The sequence below is a fragment of the Neobacillus sp. BF23-41 genome (assembly GCF_041106275.1).
This window is the reverse complement of the sequence record NZ_JBGBPR010000009.1, coordinates 41,461-57,401: the sequence shown is the minus strand read 5'-3', so window position 1 is coordinate 57,401 and position 15,941 is coordinate 41,461. Positions and strand designations below refer to the sequence as shown.

At 37.2% G+C, this 15,941-nt stretch carries 18 protein-coding genes; 10 read left to right on the top strand and 8 right to left on the bottom strand.

Annotated features, from left to right (window positions below):
• Positions 1 to 378 precede the first annotated feature (378 nt).
• Together AB7942_RS15080 and AB7942_RS15075 are read left to right on the top strand one after the other, a co-directional pair.
• Entirely contained in the window at positions 379 to 786 is a 408-nt protein-coding gene (locus AB7942_RS15080; RefSeq protein ID WP_369447495.1) for a hypothetical protein, read from the top strand.
• Between the two features lie 1,022 nt (positions 787 to 1,808).
• The gene (locus tag AB7942_RS15075; RefSeq protein ID WP_369447493.1) at positions 1,809 to 2,327 is read left to right on the top strand and encodes a CDI toxin immunity protein; all 519 of its coding nucleotides are present in this window, start codon (positions 1,809 to 1,811) and stop codon (positions 2,325 to 2,327) included.
• Between the two features lie 79 nt (positions 2,328 to 2,406).
• Here the strand turns inward: AB7942_RS15075 and AB7942_RS15070 are convergent, their stop codons facing one another.
• From AB7942_RS15070 to AB7942_RS15060, 3 genes are all read right to left on the bottom strand, one after another.
• Positions 2,407 to 2,859 carry a C40 family peptidase gene (locus tag AB7942_RS15070; RefSeq protein ID WP_369447492.1) on the bottom strand — a complete coding sequence of 151 codons (453 nt, stop codon included), beginning with the start codon at positions 2,857 to 2,859 and terminating at the stop codon, positions 2,407 to 2,409.
• Positions 2,860 to 3,102: 243 nt separating this feature from the next.
• A complete protein-coding gene (locus AB7942_RS15065) occupies positions 3,103 to 3,549 on the bottom strand; it encodes a carboxymuconolactone decarboxylase family protein (protein WP_369447491.1) in 447 nt (148 codons plus the stop codon).
• A 509-nt stretch (positions 3,550 to 4,058) separates the two neighbouring features.
• Positions 4,059 to 4,574 carry a GNAT family N-acetyltransferase gene (locus AB7942_RS15060; protein WP_369447490.1) on the bottom strand — a complete coding sequence of 172 codons (516 nt, stop codon included), beginning with the start codon at positions 4,572 to 4,574 and terminating at the stop codon, positions 4,059 to 4,061.
• Between the two features lie 157 nt (positions 4,575 to 4,731).
• Between AB7942_RS15060 and AB7942_RS15055 the strand changes: the two genes are divergently transcribed.
• On the top strand, positions 4,732 to 5,253 hold the full coding sequence (locus tag AB7942_RS15055; protein WP_369447489.1) for a GNAT family N-acetyltransferase: 522 nt from the start codon (positions 4,732 to 4,734) through the stop codon (positions 5,251 to 5,253).
• Between the two features lie 305 nt (positions 5,254 to 5,558).
• Complete coding sequence (locus AB7942_RS15050; protein ID WP_369447488.1) at positions 5,559 to 5,687, top strand: hypothetical protein; 129 nt, start codon at positions 5,559 to 5,561, stop codon at positions 5,685 to 5,687.
• 549 nt (positions 5,688 to 6,236) lie between these two features.
• On the opposite strand, the gene AB7942_RS15045 is transcribed toward AB7942_RS15050, so the two are convergent.
• The 3 genes from AB7942_RS15045 to AB7942_RS15035 all read right to left on the bottom strand — a co-directional run bounded on the left by AB7942_RS15045 (position 6,237) and on the right by AB7942_RS15035 (position 9,177).
• Positions 6,237 to 7,241, bottom strand: coding sequence for a DUF3231 family protein (locus AB7942_RS15045; RefSeq protein ID WP_369447487.1), 1,005 nt, complete (start codon positions 7,239 to 7,241; stop codon positions 6,237 to 6,239).
• A gap of 168 nt (positions 7,242 to 7,409) precedes the next feature.
• Positions 7,410 to 7,760, bottom strand: a complete 351-nt coding sequence (locus tag AB7942_RS15040) for a DUF805 domain-containing protein (protein ID WP_369447486.1) — start codon at positions 7,758 to 7,760, stop codon at positions 7,410 to 7,412.
• A 115-nt stretch (positions 7,761 to 7,875) separates the two neighbouring features.
• Entirely contained in the window at positions 7,876 to 9,177 is a 1,302-nt protein-coding gene (locus AB7942_RS15035; protein ID WP_369447485.1) for a C40 family peptidase, read from the bottom strand.
• Between the two features lie 370 nt (positions 9,178 to 9,547).
• On the opposite strand from AB7942_RS15035, the gene AB7942_RS15030 reads away from it, so the two are divergent.
• Positions 9,548 to 9,697 (top strand): YwzD family small protein, encoded by a 150-nt coding sequence (locus AB7942_RS15030; protein ID WP_369447484.1) that lies wholly within the window; start codon positions 9,548 to 9,550, stop codon positions 9,695 to 9,697.
• Between the two features lie 206 nt (positions 9,698 to 9,903).
• Here AB7942_RS15030 and AB7942_RS15025 read toward each other — a convergent pair whose 3' ends face one another.
• Positions 9,904 to 10,710 (bottom strand): SGNH/GDSL hydrolase family protein, encoded by an 807-nt coding sequence (locus AB7942_RS15025; RefSeq protein ID WP_369447483.1) that lies wholly within the window; start codon positions 10,708 to 10,710, stop codon positions 9,904 to 9,906.
• Between the two features lie 222 nt (positions 10,711 to 10,932).
• Between AB7942_RS15025 and AB7942_RS15020 the strand changes: the two genes are divergently transcribed.
• From AB7942_RS15020 to AB7942_RS15010, 3 genes are all read left to right on the top strand, one after another.
• On the top strand, positions 10,933 to 11,682 hold the full coding sequence (locus AB7942_RS15020; protein WP_369447482.1) for a YveK family protein: 750 nt from the start codon (positions 10,933 to 10,935) through the stop codon (positions 11,680 to 11,682).
• Positions 11,683 to 11,728: 46 nt separating this feature from the next.
• Positions 11,729 to 12,373 carry a CpsD/CapB family tyrosine-protein kinase gene (locus AB7942_RS15015; RefSeq protein WP_483310877.1) on the top strand — a complete coding sequence of 215 codons (645 nt, stop codon included), beginning with the start codon at positions 11,729 to 11,731 and terminating at the stop codon, positions 12,371 to 12,373.
• A gap of 98 nt (positions 12,374 to 12,471) precedes the next feature.
• A complete protein-coding gene (locus AB7942_RS15010) occupies positions 12,472 to 13,233 on the top strand; it encodes a tyrosine-protein phosphatase (protein ID WP_369447480.1) in 762 nt (253 codons plus the stop codon).
• 384 nt (positions 13,234 to 13,617) lie between these two features.
• On the opposite strand, the gene AB7942_RS15005 is transcribed toward AB7942_RS15010, so the two are convergent.
• Positions 13,618 to 13,758: a hypothetical protein gene (locus AB7942_RS15005; protein WP_369447479.1), complete on the bottom strand. Its 141-nt coding sequence runs from the start codon at positions 13,756 to 13,758 to the stop codon at positions 13,618 to 13,620.
• Positions 13,759 to 14,115: 357 nt separating this feature from the next.
• Here AB7942_RS15005 and AB7942_RS15000 point away from each other — a divergent pair, with 357 nt between their 5' ends.
• Positions 14,116 to 14,868 carry a YveK family protein gene (locus tag AB7942_RS15000; RefSeq protein ID WP_369447478.1) on the top strand — a complete coding sequence of 251 codons (753 nt, stop codon included), beginning with the start codon at positions 14,116 to 14,118 and terminating at the stop codon, positions 14,866 to 14,868.
• Positions 14,858 to 15,562, top strand: coding sequence for a CpsD/CapB family tyrosine-protein kinase (locus tag AB7942_RS14995; RefSeq protein ID WP_369447477.1), 705 nt, complete (start codon positions 14,858 to 14,860; stop codon positions 15,560 to 15,562). The genes AB7942_RS15000 and AB7942_RS14995 overlap by 11 nt, the downstream gene beginning before the upstream one ends.
• Positions 15,563 to 15,941 lie beyond the last annotated feature (379 nt).

The window sequence follows — 15,941 nt, the reverse complement described above, 5'->3', positions numbered from 1 at the left end:
CCATCCCTACCATTAATATATTTATTTCAAAGAAACATGATTGGACAAGTTCCCGTTTGTTATAAAAATCCGCAATCGTACAGAAATTTTGATCAACCAGTAAAAAAAAATAAAAAGAAGCGAATGCTGGTATCATCCGCTCCTTTTAGGAGGTAATAATATGTCTGTTCTTTACGGCGGATGAGAGATTCCTGTCTCTCCCTAATAAGCTATGCAAAAAGAATAAAGAGGACTGGACAAGCGCTGAAAAAGGGTTGGAATTTTTAAAAAATAATTAAAATGCCTGCTTTTTTATTTTTTTGTCCAAGTATCCACACTTTGATACGAAACCAATCATAGTTTATCTAAGAGAGGATAAAAGCGAGGTGGAAGAAGTTAGTGGACGGGGATCATCATCATCAAAAACAAAAGCCGACGAGAGAAAAGGACCTTATTTCAAGATTCATATTTGGCAATCGTAAATCGAGAGAAACACACAAAGAAAACGAAAATCATGCACAAGAAAGTCCGGAAACAAACGAACAATTATCTACCGATACCAGATCAAATCGTCACGATGATTGGTTTTTTGGACGTAGAAAAAAGGAACCTACAACAGCTCATAAAAACAGGCAGCATCAGACGCAAACCACCCAGAGTAAAATAGAAAACTTTATGAACAATGTTGATATTGACTTACTTATGCAAACCTATGACACCCTATTAGAGACAACCAAACAATATAAACCATTACTTAAAGAGATCACTCCCTTTTTCAGTAAGATCGGTAAAAAATTTAAAAAGTAGCTTTTTAGTGCCATGGCTAAAAACATAGAAAATACCTACATTTGAAGTGTAGGTATTTTCTATTGAGCACCCTTATAATATACAGTTATTTATTAATGGGATTAAAGCTCTAATCCTTTCAAAACAAATTGGACCAGTTCCCGTTTGTTCGAAAAATCCGCCATCGTCCCCAAATTTTTTTCATTTGATTCGATAGGGAGTCCCATATTCGGGTGAATGAATTTCCAGATATTATCTAATTGTACAAAACACCTAGATTTTCGTACAAAACCCATAGATTTTTGTACAAAACCCGTTAAAAATTGCACAAAACCATGTTGAATTTGCACAAAACTTCTTGAAAAGGAGTGAAATGCCCGCAATGCCGGTGCTTGCGGACAAAACTCTTCAAGATACCTGATGAAATGCACTCATAACTGGATTTAAGTCTATTTTTTAAAAATGAACTCGATCTACGTTTTCTATACCTCGAGTGCGGTTGCGACCTGTCCTTGGCTCCGAGAAGAATTCCAGACTTAGAAAACCTAAACTCCGCAATTGACTAGATTACATGTATCAATCCTTGATAGTGCTAAGGAAATCTCGCGATTTCCTCCAAAACAAAAACCACCCTTTCCTAAAAAGTGATTAAAAAACTATTTTAGGAACAAGAGCAAAGAATGGTTAACTGCTCGTTTTATATGTGAATGACGAAAAGTAGCTATATAGCTTAGCACCTTTAGCCGCCAGATGCATCCGGTTGACTCTGTAGGTTGTTATTCATTAAAAATTCATATCCAAGTCACACCATATCATGTATCCTAAAAAGGAAGAAAGTTACAATTCGTTATTGTTGCATTATTCCTCTGTAGGAATTGACTTGGAAAATCCTAACTTCTGTTATAAACATCGCAAATGGGAAATTATCACCTTTGAAATAGTCCACCTACTGCTCACAGTGGTTCCACTGAACATGGTGATAAGACCATCAATTAAAATGTAACGCTGCCTAGTGAAGTGCAAAAAAGGAGTAGAGTGTAATTATGAACAAAGATGAGCGACAAGCGAGGTTAAAGGAATTATTAAAGGTTCAAAAGCAGAAAGAAATGCTGGAACACGCAAAGTTACAAGAAAAAACTGTAAGAGAGGCATTCGAGGAGGCATTTGGGGATGAAATAGAATATGAAATTCTAGATACAAACGAAACTAGATTAATCCTAGAGGACATGGGTGAAACCTTTCCCATCGCTTTTTGGAATAGAATTGACTGGGCCGACAGTTCAGTTAATCGAATGGAAATAAATGAAAAAGACATTAGCCGCATTCCTTTACTTCTAAAAGAAAAAGGCTTTAATTCCTCCAGCCCGATATATGTTTTTTGGGGTTATGATGATTATCCATGTGTAAAAACGAGATTAACAACGGAGTTATTGATCAAATTTGATGAAATTATTTGGCTGGGAAGCGACATGTATTATTATTGCCCTGTCCAAAAATATATAATTGAGTTTTTCCATGATGATTCCATTAATTTAGGCTGGATAACAAATAGAAATGATTAAACCGGGAAGAGGGAAAATAAAGTCCGAACCCGAGAATAGTATATGTGGATAAAAAAAAGACCACCTAAGAAGGATGGTCTTAAACGCGTTTTGTTCCAACATATCTTGGATGCCAATATGGGTTGTTTGTGCTTGTAATCATGACTCCTTTTGAAGAAGAAGACATAATCATTTTACCATTACCGATATACATGGCAACATGTGTCGGCCGACTTGCCTTGGTTGGAGCAAAGAACATTAAATCTCCTGGTTGTATATAATTATGGATACGATATCCGTTTCCATAGAACATTTGAGCCGCTGTACGGTTTAGCGTTCTTCCAGCTTTTGCATATGAATATTTAACAAGACCTGAACAATCAAAGCCATATGGTGACATTCCGCCCCAACGATAAGGTACTCCTAATTTAGACTTTGCAACCGCAACTGCCTTTGTATTATAATATGCTGCTTCCGCTTTATCACCCATGTTAGCAAACAAAGAGCCACAAGAAACGATAATGACAAATGCTACGATGAATTTCTTTAGCATGATTGTTACCTCCTAGTGTGATTTGATAGCTTTACTATACTAGGAAGGTGTAACAGTGGCATCACAGCCAAATTACAATTTCATTACAAAATTATATTGATATAATTTTATTTCATATGTAAAATTCAACCCCAAACAACTTAAGCTCCTCCGGATCATGAGCGAGCACAATCATCTCTTCAAACTTCATTCCGACCTTTCTAGCAGTATGATGACAGAGACAAACATAGGGATCAAGATTTCTTATTTTGCTGCAGTTGCGAAATTTCCCATTGAAATGGAGAGTCGATTCCAACTATTAATTTGATTGATCAAAATAACGAGATCTACATAGTCTTTTTCACTAAAATGTATACGCACTCGATTATAAAGATCATCAGGTACACGCTTAGTTGGAACTAATGTCACATGTTCAGTTAATTCTAATGCCACTTTTTCAGCATCTGTGTAGAAATCGCATTCTTCCCATGCGCTGACGCAGTATAAACGCTGTTCCGTTTCACCCATTTTTCGAGCGTCAGAGGTATGCATATTAAGACAAAAAGCACAGCCATTAATTTGAGAAGCACGGATTTTAATTAGTTCACGGAGTTTACGGTCTATTCCAGTAGATTTAGTATACTTCTCCATTTCCATCATAATGTTAAGTGCTTCGGGTGCTACTTCAAGATAATTAATGCGTTGTTCCATTTCCATTCCTCCTAAAATATAGTGAACTTTTATAGTATCCCAAAACAGGAACATACATTCCCATGATATGCTTCAATCCGAATAAAAACAAGTAAGAAATCTGATAAGCGAAAGAACAAAAGCTTTTATAAAAATGAACTCGATCTTCGGTCCCTAATCCTCGTTCATAGTTGCGACCCATCCTTGGCTCCGTGATGAATCCCAGGCTCAGGAAACGTAGACACCGTAATCGAAGCGGTCTCATGTATCAATCTTTGATACTGCTATGGAAATTTCACGCTTTCCTCAAAAACAAAAACCGCCCTTTCGTAAAAAGGCGGTTAAATAACAGGTCTTATATGTGGGAATGACAAAATTAGTTTAGCATCTTTCGGTACCGTTGCACCCGGTTGTCTTTGTAGAATAGCTTGTAGAACAAGGAGTCTGATTCCCACAAACGTATTTTTGGGGGTAAACTGTAACCAGAAGTCTGGTGTCAGGTACCAGTTTGGTATTCCCTGAAGCTACCTCTATTTAAAATCAACACCAAACAACTTAAGCTCCTCCGGATCATGAGCGAGCACAATCATCTCTTCAAACTTCATTCCGACCTTTTCAAGCAGTCTCGATGACCCATCATTGTCCTCAGAGGTGATCGCCACAATCCGCTTCAGACCGAGTTGTTCCCTTCCATAGACAAGCGTGGAAGAAGCTGCCTCAAAACCATAACCTTTCGTTTGAAACCTTGATAAAAAGGCAAAACCAAGATCTACATCCTCTAAAGTATCTCGTTTAATCAATCCGCAAATCCCAATCGGGGTCCTCACCGCATCTTTTAGCTCCGTCATATAAAGACCAAAGCCCAGCCGCGAGTACATCTCCATCGGTCCCGTTACAATGTAGTTCCTAGCATCCTCTAACGTCCGCACCCCTCGATCACCGATGAACCGTATCCAAGAAGGATCATTCAAAAGCTCGAGAATAAACGCGGCATCATCTGGTGTTAACCAGCGAAGGATCAACCGCTCCGTTTCAATCACTTTCAACTAAAATACACCTCATTTTATAGTTATTGATGAAAAAATCATAACTAAGTCAAACTATATCATGTATCCTGAAAAGGAAGATGCTATATCAACTACCATATCCTAGCACTATCTTAAATGATGAATAATCACAGAGCAAATTAGAGAGGAGAGCACAATGAAGACTAATTTTATAAAATTAACTGAACCTACCTCAAACATCGTTGAGGTGTTTAACCGTTGGGAAAACGACCCAGCATTAATTCCGTTGACTCGCCCGAACCAAAACCAATCGGAAATGGAACGTCGTGAAGAAATGTCCTTGGAGGACTTAACAAAACGCATAGAAGAACATCACATCTATCTTATCTATCTAAATGACCAGTTAATCGGTGAAATGAACTATGTTGTCGATCCGAACTATCTCTACAAAAAAGAGCCTGGGACCGCCTGGATTGGGATCACGATTGGTGAGTCCATTGGCCGAGGCAAAGGGATTGGTTATCTAGCGATTCAATATATGGAGGAAAAGATTAAGAAGCAGGGGCTGAAGCGGATTGAATTAGGCGTGTTTGAATTTAACAAACAAGCACAGAAACTCTATCAGAAGCTGGGCTACAAAGAAATCGGCCGGATCGAAAAATTTACATATTGGCAAGGTAAAATGTGGACGGATATTCGAATGGAGAAGTATCTATGATATGGAAGTAGTTGAAAGTAGATTTCTAACCAATAATTCACATTAAATAGCATTTGAATTTGCTTTTATGTTAACAATAAATTAGCACAAAATACGCTTGGGATTTCCAAACGCTTTTTGTCAGCTATTTATTCGTTGAAAATCCTATTATTTGCAGAATAAATCTCATGGTAAAAAACCACTATAAAATTAGCCGCTAAAATTTATGTTTAAGGAAGCAAACGATCCTACATACGTTACTTCAAATGGTGGCTTATTTGAAACATCAAGGGAAATCTACGCATGATGACAAAGGAGGAAATACGATGACAAACCGAAATAACAATCGAAATCAGCCCCATACTGGAAGTAATAAGGCAGATACAGAATTTGGAGGCGAGCTGATACAAAGTAAAAAAGCTAGGAAACAAGCCGCAAGAGATAGTAAAAAATAGGTAAGCGCGTAATGGATAACCATCGTCTAAGGAATGGTTATCCATTTTATTCTGTCTTGATCCTTTTTACTTCCTGCGTTATCGACATCCCCCGGCTAACGGAGAATAGGCATGAACACCAATCCCGATCGAAGCATCTAGCGTGAAACAGCTGCAGAGAGTCCACAACGGTTAGGGCGAACGAGACGGCCAATACGGACAGGAAATTTTTTGAAAATGAACTCGATCTTCGTTCCTATACCTCACGCACGGATGCGACCGATCCTTGGCTTCGAGATGAATTCCAGACTCAGAAAACCTCGAAACCGCCATCGAATCGTTTGCGTGTATCGATCCTTGATACTGCTAAGGAAATCTCCCGATTTCCTCCAAAACAAAAACCGCCTTTCGTAAAAAGGCGGTTAAAAAACAGGTCGTATATGTGTGGATTACAAAAATTATCAATTAGCTTAGCACCTTTCGTCACCAGTTGCCCCAGTTGTTTTTGTAGGTTAGCTTGTGGAACAACTTGTGAATCAAGATTGTTCGGGGCGTGACAGGCACAACTTACTATTTTTCTTGTGCAATTTCTTTTCGATTAGGTGCAAGAGGTGGTTGTTCGAGCCATTTATTTTGGACCATAATATTAAACCATTTCTTCGTTACCATAAGATTTTTTAGAATCGTTGTCTCATATGCAGCGACAAGGTCTGTTCGCATGGCAGATGCTAATCCTGTTCCGTGATAGTTTTGGGCTGCTTGAAACAAGAAACCGATATGATACAACATTAACTTATCGGAAAAAGGAGAGTCGGTTGAATCCGTTACTTCTGTTTCCCATGACTTCGGAACGGGTAAATTATCCGTTTGCATAATTTTTGAAAAAGTTTTTATTTGTTGGTCCGCAACTTTTTCGGCTTCCTCTAAAAATTTCCTTACTTCTTTTGTTTGTGCGACTTGACTGAATGCGATGGAAAGAGTTTTTGCCATAATACTCTTTTTAAGATTAAAAGAAATACTAATGATTTCTGTCGCTGATAACGTTCGACCCTTTCCGAAAAATCCATCCATGAAATCGTTGCTGGACACATATTCAGGGTTTTTAGCTGGATAAAATAAAGGGTCTCGCTGAAAACTTCCTTTCTCTAGCAATAACTCAATCGTTTGATGATACATTCTTTTCCCGTCATTATCACAAGCGTCATAAAAATACCGTAAATCCTTTCTTACAGAGACACCTAATGAAGTGGAGTGTCCGAGCAAACCATGTAATGTCATGATATGTAAATAGTTAAGGCAAAATATATCTGTGAACAACCGCTGTTTCCCTTTAAAGAGATCAGATTCAGTAAATCCAACCGGAACTGGAAATCCCTCGTTTTCTAAAAAGGTAACCATTTGATTCTTTTGCTTTGCGAAAGTCTCGATTGCATCCTCAAAAATGGCTTTGATTGCCGCGTCCTCAATAATAGTCACCATATATCTATTGATCGTATCAACGGCTGTTCCATTGACATACTCTCCCCATAAAGTCCCTATTTCGGAAGATGTGAGTTTTAGATTATCCTTTTCCATGCTGTCACCTCTTGGATATTATTTACCAATTCAGCAAAAGTATGAACTATTCTTGGATTTATACTTACTTTTTTTTTGAAACTTTGGGCATTATTTTTATATATATTATGGAATAAATTTCATGCCTCCAAAACAAAAACCGCCCTTCATAAAAAGGCGGTTAAAAAACTAGAACGTGGCTTTAGGGTTTGGCCCAAATTGGTTGTCATCGGCTTGGCTATCCGTACACATAAAGACAATTAAGACAATCGCACCGATAATAGGAATCAGAGCAATTAATATCCACGCGCCGCTTCTGCCGGTATCATGCAGTCTGCGGAAGGTTACAGCTAATCCTGGTAACAGGACTGCCAAGGAATAAAGCCCATGTAAAAATGGGTCTGTTCCTAAGACTCGGTCTAACACGGTTAGGACAATCATTGCAATAGCATTGAATAGATAAAACATCCAGTATTCTTTCCGTCGTGCTCGTCCTGAAAAGCCTACATACTGCTTTAATACTTTCAAATACCATTCCATTAATGAGCCCCCTTAGTTGATCATGATATGATTAACAAATATTTACTATTGCTTTATTAGTTTAGTATTAATTGAGAATCTTAAGAACTAAAAAAACGGACTAAATGTAAAATTGTTAATAAAATCTTTTGAAGCTCTCGAAGTGGGCTTGGTAATACGGGCTTTGCATATTGGAAATCATCACACCTGAATCATTAGCATGGATGAATTGGTTGTTGCCGAGGTAAATTCCCAGATGGGAAATCCCTTTTTTATATGTATTTTCGAAAAAGACAATGTCGCCCGCTTTTGGCGTATTAACATAATAAGTGCGGTCATAGAAGCCTGAAGCAGAATAACGGCCAATATCCATCCCTGCTTGCTTGGCAGCATAATAAACAAACCCGCTGCAGTCAAAGCCAGCCGGAGTACTGCCGCCCCAAACATAAGGAATACCGATTAGTTTCTTGGCACTCGCGATCATCTTCGGCGCGAAATCTGAGTCAACCGTTAGTTCCGTCTTCGGCCCAGTCAGAGTCGCAGTTGCAGTCGCAGGAACCTTCAGCTTTTGGCCGACATAAAGTCGATCAGAGCTTAGTTTGTTGAGCGCCTTTAATTCCTTGACGGTAAGCTGATAGTCCCCAGCGATTCCCCCAAGCGTATCCCCGCTTTTAACGATATAATCCGTCACTTCCGTCTGTACAACAGGTGGTGGAGTAGCCGGTGCCTTCGGCGGTGTGGTTGTCACTGGCGGCTTCGGTGTTGCAGGTTTCACAGGTGTCACAGGTTTTGCAGGAGCAGCAGGTGCCTTCTGCGCTGGAACCTTAATCTTTTGGCCTACATAAATCATGTCGGATTTTAGTTTGTTAAGTGACTTCAAATTGCTTACCGTTGTTTTATGATTCCCAGCAATCTTGCCAAGATAGTCGCCGCTTTTTACCGTATAAACACTGGTAGCAGCAGTAGTTGTCTGCGGCTTGGTTGCAACTGTTTTCGGCTTTGCTGCTGGCGTCGTCGGCTTCAGTGCCGGTTTTGCTGCGGTTGCTGTCTGTTTAGGAGCTGCCACCGTGAGCCTTTGCCCGACATGAATAATCGTGGTATCAAGCTTGTTCCACAGCTTTAGTTCACCAACAGTCACATGAAAACGGTTGGCAATCTTAATCAAAGCATCACCTTTTACAACGGTGTAAGTGGTAGGCTGTGAAGCTTGAGTTGTTTTGCTAGCGACCGTAATCTTAAGCATTTGATTGACGGAGATAAAATCTGACTTCAATCCGTTTGCTGATTTTATAACTTTGACACTCGTATGGTATTTTTGAGCGATTTTCGATAAGCTATCGCCTTTTTGGACCTTGTATGTATCGGCCAGGGCAGTTCCTGCAAAAACGGTCGAAAGCAGGGCAGCTGTCGATAAGGCGCGAACAATGGTTTTCTTCATCTAGCAAATCACCTCTTTTTCTGCACATTTTTATTAATTTTACCATAGTTTTCTAGTAATTCGGTAAAAAATTGTAAATCTTTCCTGATTTGATAGCGAAAATAAGAGTATTAGCGGAAATTATCAATTAATTTAGCGAATTTAATAGAGAATTACCACGATACTAACTCCAGAATGGAAGTAACCTCCCAGGAATATACTCCTAAACCTAAACCCCCTTTTCAGCTGACACCATTCCAAAGACCTAACAACAATCTTTTACAAATTTCACTTAATTTCAACATAATCCTACTAAAAGGACATATACATCTTGCAATGGTTCTAGTAAAATAAGGAATTATAATAAACATAAGGAGGACGAGAGGTGGAGTTGAAGAAGGAGACTAATAGAGCCAATGTTGATAATTTCTCAGAGATCGTGAGAAAGGCATACGAAACGGGCAAAAACGAGAATGGCATCACCCCAGAAAAACTAATCGCAGACTTAACAGCAGACCTGAAAAACTTGATGGCTGTCTAATCATATATATATACGGCTGTCGAAGCAAAACTCGACAGTCCTTTTTAATGGAAGGAATGAAGAAAAATCCTAGTTCCTTCTATTAAAATAGTGTTTTTAATATAAGTAACGTTTTCAATTGATAAACTGAATTTCACTTTTATTGGGTTGGGCTGTTTCTAATTAGATTTGAACTTGCGGTCACGTGAATTAAAAAAAGCGAATCATTATTCTGATTCGCTTTTACTAATAAGGAATTTGGTTATGTACTCACCCCATACTTGGTTTCCTTTTTCGCTAGGAGCACTTTGGTCGGGCAGTAAATACTCATTAATCTCCTTGGTATTTGAATCTGGCCAAGCTGACCAATGATCTATATAGGTAAGTTGGTTTTTCTCTGCAAATTTCTTTAGTGCTTCTACCTGAGTAGGATAGATTTTCGCTTTATAAAGAGGATAAGATGGTTGAAGAATAAAGGTAGTTTCAGGATTCTTTGCTTTTATGTCTTCCATAATCATAGTAATATCTTCTAATGAGTTTTCTAATAAAACTTCACCATTATTCATTAAAATGAAAGGTTCAAAAACAATGAGATCAGCTTCTTCTTGACTTATCTCTTCTTGGTCATTACTTTTAATTAGTTGTGTAGACGTCGAATTATAGGTTTTGATTGTTACTTGGATATTATCTTTCCCAAATGTTTCAAGAAGTTTCTCTTTTACAAACGGAAAAGGCCCTGTATTTTCAGAACCAATGGCGGGAGATCCAACGAAAAGGACCTTAAAGGCTTTCTTCTCATTTAATGTTTGCTTAAATCTATCAACTGAACTAGCTGGCCAATTCTTAGTAAGTGTCAGCAAATCAATATCCCCATCATCAACCGGAGTAGCCATCTCAGACATTTGCTGATCCGATTTAGATGTGCTAGGAGCATTGTTTGATGCTGATGAAATTCGTTGGTTCCAATAGGAATGACCATAATAAAGTATGGTAATGCATGCAAACCCTAATAATATTGTAAGAAAATTCTTCATTCTATGTATAACCCCCAAAAAGTTTTGCACCATCATTATAGCAGATTTATATTGAAAATTAATTCCAATTTCTAAATTAATCTACAAAAACTTACAAAAAGGTGTAGAATAAGAAACGGGAAAGAGAAATAAATTAGGATTTTGTCGTAATAATGTAATCTATTTGAAATATATGATATAATACTTTTTGTGTCTATTTTGGATAATTTTTGGGAGGGCATCATGGAGGAAACAATTAGTTTAAAAGAATTGCTGCAAACACTGCGCAAGCGACTACGTTTAATATTGAGCATAACATTCATTGCTGTATTAATAAGTGGTGTGGTAAGTTATTTTTTCTTAACACCAATTTATCAAGCATCCACACAATTGCTTGTAAATAAATCAAAAGACGATCAAGGTACGTTTCAATATAACGAAGTGCAAACCAATCTTCAATTGATCAATACGTACAATGTTATTATAAAAAGCCCAGTAATACTTGAAAAAGTCATAAAAGACTTAAATTTAGATATGACAGTTACTGAACTAAATGAGAAAATTATCGTTCAAAATGAAAAAGATTCACAAGTCGTCAATCTATCTGTTCAAGATCCAAGCGAAATAGCTGCGGTAAAAATTGCTAATAAAACGGCCGCTGTTTTCCAAAAGGAAATTGGCAACATTATGAATGTTGATAATGTTAGTATTCTAGCAAAAGCAGATGTTTCTGATCAACCCTCACCGATTAGGCCGCAACCACTATTAAATATTGCTATTGCTTTAGTGATTGGGTTAATGGCAGGTGTAGGATTAGCATTTCTACTAGAGTACATGGACAATACTATAAAAGATGAACAGGAAATTGAAAAATTGCTTGGATTACCTGTGCTTGGTGTTATTCCAACAATGGATGAATCACAAATGAAGTTTAGCCAGAAAAGGTTTACAAAGCAAAATGCTAAATTAAGAGGTGAGAGAATTGGCTCTTAAAAAAAATAGTAACAAAACTATTAATAGTAAAAGAAATATTATCGCAATGTTTGATTCGAAATCACCAATTACAGAACAGTACCGTACCATTAGGACCAATATTCAATACTCTTCTATCGATCAAGAAGTTAGATCTCTAATGGTTACTTCGACAGGTCCTGGTGAAGGAAAGTCAACAACAGTCGCAAATTTAGCGGTAGTATTCGCACAACAAGGAAAAAGAGTATTACTTTGCGATGCGGATCTAAGAAAACCAACCGTGCATTACACCTTTAATCAAACCAATACTTTTGGATTAACTAGTGTATTAACAAAACAAATGACACTTGAAAAGGCTATTTCAGATACAGAAGAAAAAAACCTATTTGTTTTAACAAGTGGGCCGATCCCTCCGAATCCAGCTGAATTATTAAGCTCTCATGCGATGGCACAAATTTTTCAAGATGCACAAGAATTGTTTGATATCATTTTATTCGACACACCGCCAGTACTAGCAGTAACAGACGCTCAAATATTAGCTAATAAATGTGAGGGTACCATTCTTGTCGTTTCAAGTGGGAAGACGGAAAAGGAACTAGTAGTAAAGGCAAAGGAACTTCTTGATGCTGCGCAAAGTAAGTTGCTAGGTGTAGTTTTAAATAATAAGAAAATACAAAACACAAATTATTATTACTATTACGGTGTTAAATGACGAGTTTCGACATTTTACACCCTTTACCGATATAAATGTAAGTGTTAGTATGATAAAAGTCATGGTCTTTTGACAATATTATGGAAGAGGGTGATGTAATGATTGATGTCCATTGTCATATTTTGCCGGGTATTGACGACGGTGCTAAAAGTATTGAAGATAGCTTATTGATGGCAAGAGAAGCAGAGCGTGAAGGAATTCATACAATCATTGCCACCCCTCATTTAAATAGCCAGTATGATAACCGAAAACAATTGATCCTTACAAAAGTAGGGGAGTTAAATCAGGCTCTCCAAAAAGCAAGTATTGATGTTACGATTCTACCGGGACAAGAGCCAAGAATTTATGGTGAAATTCTAGAAGATATTAAGAATAATGAAATTCAAACTTTAAATGATAGTCAATATATATTCATCGAATTCCCATCCAACCATGTTCCTAGATATACAGAAAAACTTCTATTTGATCTTCAAGTACAAGGACTTACACCAATTATTGTTCATCCTGAAAGAAATTCAGAGCTGATCGAGCGGCCAGAGGTGCTTTATCAACTCGTTGAGAAAGGTGCGTTAACACAAGTAACTGCCTCCAGCCTTTGTGGCTACTTCGGTAAAAAGATTAAAAACTATTCGATTCAATTAGTAGAAGCTAATTTAACGCATTTTATTGCTTCGGATGCCCATAACATTGTCAATCGTTCTTTCAAGATGGAGGAAGCTTTCCATTTAATAGATTCAAAGTTTGGTACTGATTTTGTTTATCTCTATCAAGAAAATGCAGAACTATTAATAGAGGGGAAAAATGTCATAAAAGAAATCCCCGTTCAAATAAAAAAGAGAAAGAAATTTTTAATATTTTAGCCGACTAAGTCGATAATAATGGCAGATTATTATCGACATCTATTTCAGGTCTTTATAACTGATCGGCGAGGCTCCCTGCCCGTTATCGATGGGGGCACTCGATTGTGCTGTGGGTCCATAGAGGACCTTAGACGCATGTCGTCAAAAGCATGATGTGAGGCCGGGTTAGATGCCCGATTTTAAATAAATCAATAAATATCTAATGAAAGATTAGGTGTGTAAGCACTTGCAATTCCATTAGGTATTTATTTTTTTGCCCAAGTGCTTCAGTGAGGAAAGAGTATATAAGGATCATCGAATCCGAATGACCATCATTTTGACCTTGTCCTTGGTCAGAACCAATTAATAACAAGTTAAATGACTCCTTAACTTCTACATTCCCATTTAATGCTTTTTATTATCCCTAGAACTAACAGCAGGAACGGATGTTAAATGGTTTTTTGGTTGTAATTGATAGTATTGATATCCTAAACTTGCGATTACAAGTAAAATGATCCCAAAAAGCAGGAACCAATGATTTTCCATTTGCGCATTCCCTTTTTTTCATAATTTCCTCCGGTGCTTATAGGGCTTATGTTAATTTAGCTAGTTTCATAGTCATGGGGCAATCTTGCTATTATTGGATAATGCATTCAATGTATATTTTTGGAAATAACTCCAATCTTGTTAGATGTTATTTTCATAGATTTAATAGCTAAAAAGCGATGACGACAGGTCTTTAATATGTGGAATTTAATGCCAACAAAAAAATCTTCAAATTTCTTACAAAAATGTGTTTAATAGATAAGGTGAGTTATATTTTGACAATAAAGTAAAGAATACGACAAAATGTGATATAATACTCTTGTTTTGTAAGAAACCTGGGAGGGAAAAATAAAACGTATGGAAGAAACTATTGATTTAAAAGAATTACTTCTAATCTTAAAAAAACGTCTATTATTAATTATTACGATAGTTTTGCTAGCTGGAATAGCGAGTGGTTTATTCACTTATTTTTATTTAACGCCGATGTACCAATCATCAACAAAGCTGTTGATCAACCAAACTAAAGAAGACCAATCATCAGTGAATTCTGCAAATTTACAAGGTCAAGTGCAAGGAAACTTACAGTTAATTGATACCTATAACGAGATTATAAAAAGCTCTGCGATACTCGTTAAAGTAGCTGAAAAACTTAACACAGGTATTACTGTTGAGCAATTAATTAGTGAAATCACACTGGCAAGTTCAGAAAATTCGCAGGTAGTAACGATCGTCGTTAAGGATGCTAGTGCGGAACAGGCAGCAAAAATCGCTGATACTACAGCAGAGGTGTTCCAAACTGAAATTGTGAAAATCATGAAAATTGATAATGTGAATATCCTTGATTATGCCACAGTAAACCCTTCGCCAGTTGATCCGAAACCGACCTTGAATATTGCAATAGGCATTGTAGTTGGTTTAATGTTAGGAATCGCTGTTGCGTTCCTACTAGATTATTTTGATAACACGTTGAAAAATGAAAAGGATATTGAACGTGAATTAGGACTTCCGGTTATTGGGATGATTACGAAAATAGACGAGATAAAACTAGAAGAAAAAGTATCGCGTAGAGCAGACAAAAGTTTAGCAAGGGGTGAATATCTTGGCTCTTAAGGAAAAAAAGAACTCAAAAAATTCCGGTAATAGTAGGAAGCTAGTGACGAGTCTTGACCCAAAATCGCCAATTTCAGAACAATATCGAACCTTTCGAACCAATATTCAATACTCCTCAGTAGATCAGGACTTAAGGACGATAATGGTTACATCTTCAGGTCAAGGAGAAGGGAAGTCGACTACGATTGCCAATCTTGCGGTGGTGTTTGGCAATCAAGGAAAAAGGGTTTTAATTGTAGATGCGGACCTACGTAAACCTACAGTGCATTTTACCTTTAGAGTGAATAATCTCTTTGGATTTACATCGGTACTGACAAAGCAAACGACATTATTAAAAGCAATTGTCGAAACAGATGTGGAGAATCTTTCTGTTCTAACGAGTGGACCGATTCCACCCAACCCTGCGGAATTATTAAGTTCAAAATCAATGGAACAGTTTATTGAAGAGGCAAAGAACGAATTTGATATTGTTTTGTTTGATACACCACCACTATTAGCTGTCGCCGATCCACAAATTATTGCCAATCAGTGTGATGGATCCGTACTTGTAGTTTTCAGTGGGACGACAGAAATCGATAAAGCGAAGAAAGCGAAAGAGCTATTGGAAAATGCAAAAAGCAAGTTGCTAGGGGTAGTCCTTAACCATATGGAACATGCTGATAACAGCTACTATTATTATTATGGTTCAAAGTAAGTTCTACTTATCATCTTATCAAGACCGATTCTTCGTTAGAAAAAATCCACATTTGTTTGGTTAACTAAAGTGTACTAAATCATCTGCTGGAAGGGGGGGCAATTCTCCTCCTTCCAGCAACAAAATGTTAAAAAGGTTGCTACGCGGCTGATATTAGTGTCTGCTAAGATGAATGTATTTTTTTATATTATGTGAATGTCTAGATTCTGCGCATAGGTAATTAGCTTTTCACATTTCTATCGAAAAATATCTAATGAATAGATGTAATATACTTGCAATTCCATTAGATATTTAACTCTTTAATCCAACTAAGTCGATGAGAGTTTACAGATTACTAATTTACAACTTTATCAGGCTTAATGCCTGATCGGCGAGGCTC

What these genes read in the sequence shown, in the direction of transcription:
- AB7942_RS15035 (WP_369447485.1), bottom strand. Translation starts at nt 9,177, where the DNA reads ATGAAGAAAACCATTGTTCGCGCCTTATCGACAGCTGCCCTGCTTTCG.
- AB7942_RS15015 (WP_483310877.1), top strand. Translation starts at nt 11,729, where the DNA reads ATGTTTGATTCGAAATCACCAATTACAGAACAGTACCGTACCATTAGG.
- AB7942_RS15065 (WP_369447491.1), bottom strand. Translation starts at nt 3,549, where the DNA reads ATGGAACAACGCATTAATTATCTTGAAGTAGCACCCGAAGCACTTAAC.
- AB7942_RS15045 (WP_369447487.1), bottom strand. Translation starts at nt 7,241, where the DNA reads ATGGAAAAGGATAATCTAAAACTCACATCTTCCGAAATAGGGACTTTA.
- AB7942_RS15000 (WP_369447478.1), top strand. Translation starts at nt 14,116, where the DNA reads ATGGAAGAAACTATTGATTTAAAAGAATTACTTCTAATCTTAAAAAAA.
- AB7942_RS15010 (WP_369447480.1), top strand. Translation starts at nt 12,472, where the DNA reads ATGATTGATGTCCATTGTCATATTTTGCCGGGTATTGACGACGGTGCT.
- AB7942_RS15040 (WP_369447486.1), bottom strand. Translation starts at nt 7,760, where the DNA reads ATGGAATGGTATTTGAAAGTATTAAAGCAGTATGTAGGCTTTTCAGGA.
- AB7942_RS15070 (WP_369447492.1), bottom strand. Translation starts at nt 2,859, where the DNA reads ATGCTAAAGAAATTCATCGTAGCATTTGTCATTATCGTTTCTTGTGGC.
- AB7942_RS15075 (WP_369447493.1), top strand. Translation starts at nt 1,809, where the DNA reads ATGAACAAAGATGAGCGACAAGCGAGGTTAAAGGAATTATTAAAGGTT.
- AB7942_RS15020 (WP_369447482.1), top strand. Translation starts at nt 10,933, where the DNA reads ATGGAGGAAACAATTAGTTTAAAAGAATTGCTGCAAACACTGCGCAAG.
- AB7942_RS15025 (WP_369447483.1), bottom strand. Translation starts at nt 10,710, where the DNA reads ATGAAGAATTTTCTTACAATATTATTAGGGTTTGCATGCATTACCATA.
- AB7942_RS15005 (WP_369447479.1), bottom strand. Translation starts at nt 13,758, where the DNA reads ATGGAAAATCATTGGTTCCTGCTTTTTGGGATCATTTTACTTGTAATC.
- AB7942_RS15050 (WP_369447488.1), top strand. Translation starts at nt 5,559, where the DNA reads ATGACAAACCGAAATAACAATCGAAATCAGCCCCATACTGGAAGTAAT.
- AB7942_RS15055 (WP_369447489.1), top strand. Translation starts at nt 4,732, where the DNA reads ATGAAGACTAATTTTATAAAATTAACTGAACCTACCTCAAACATCGTT.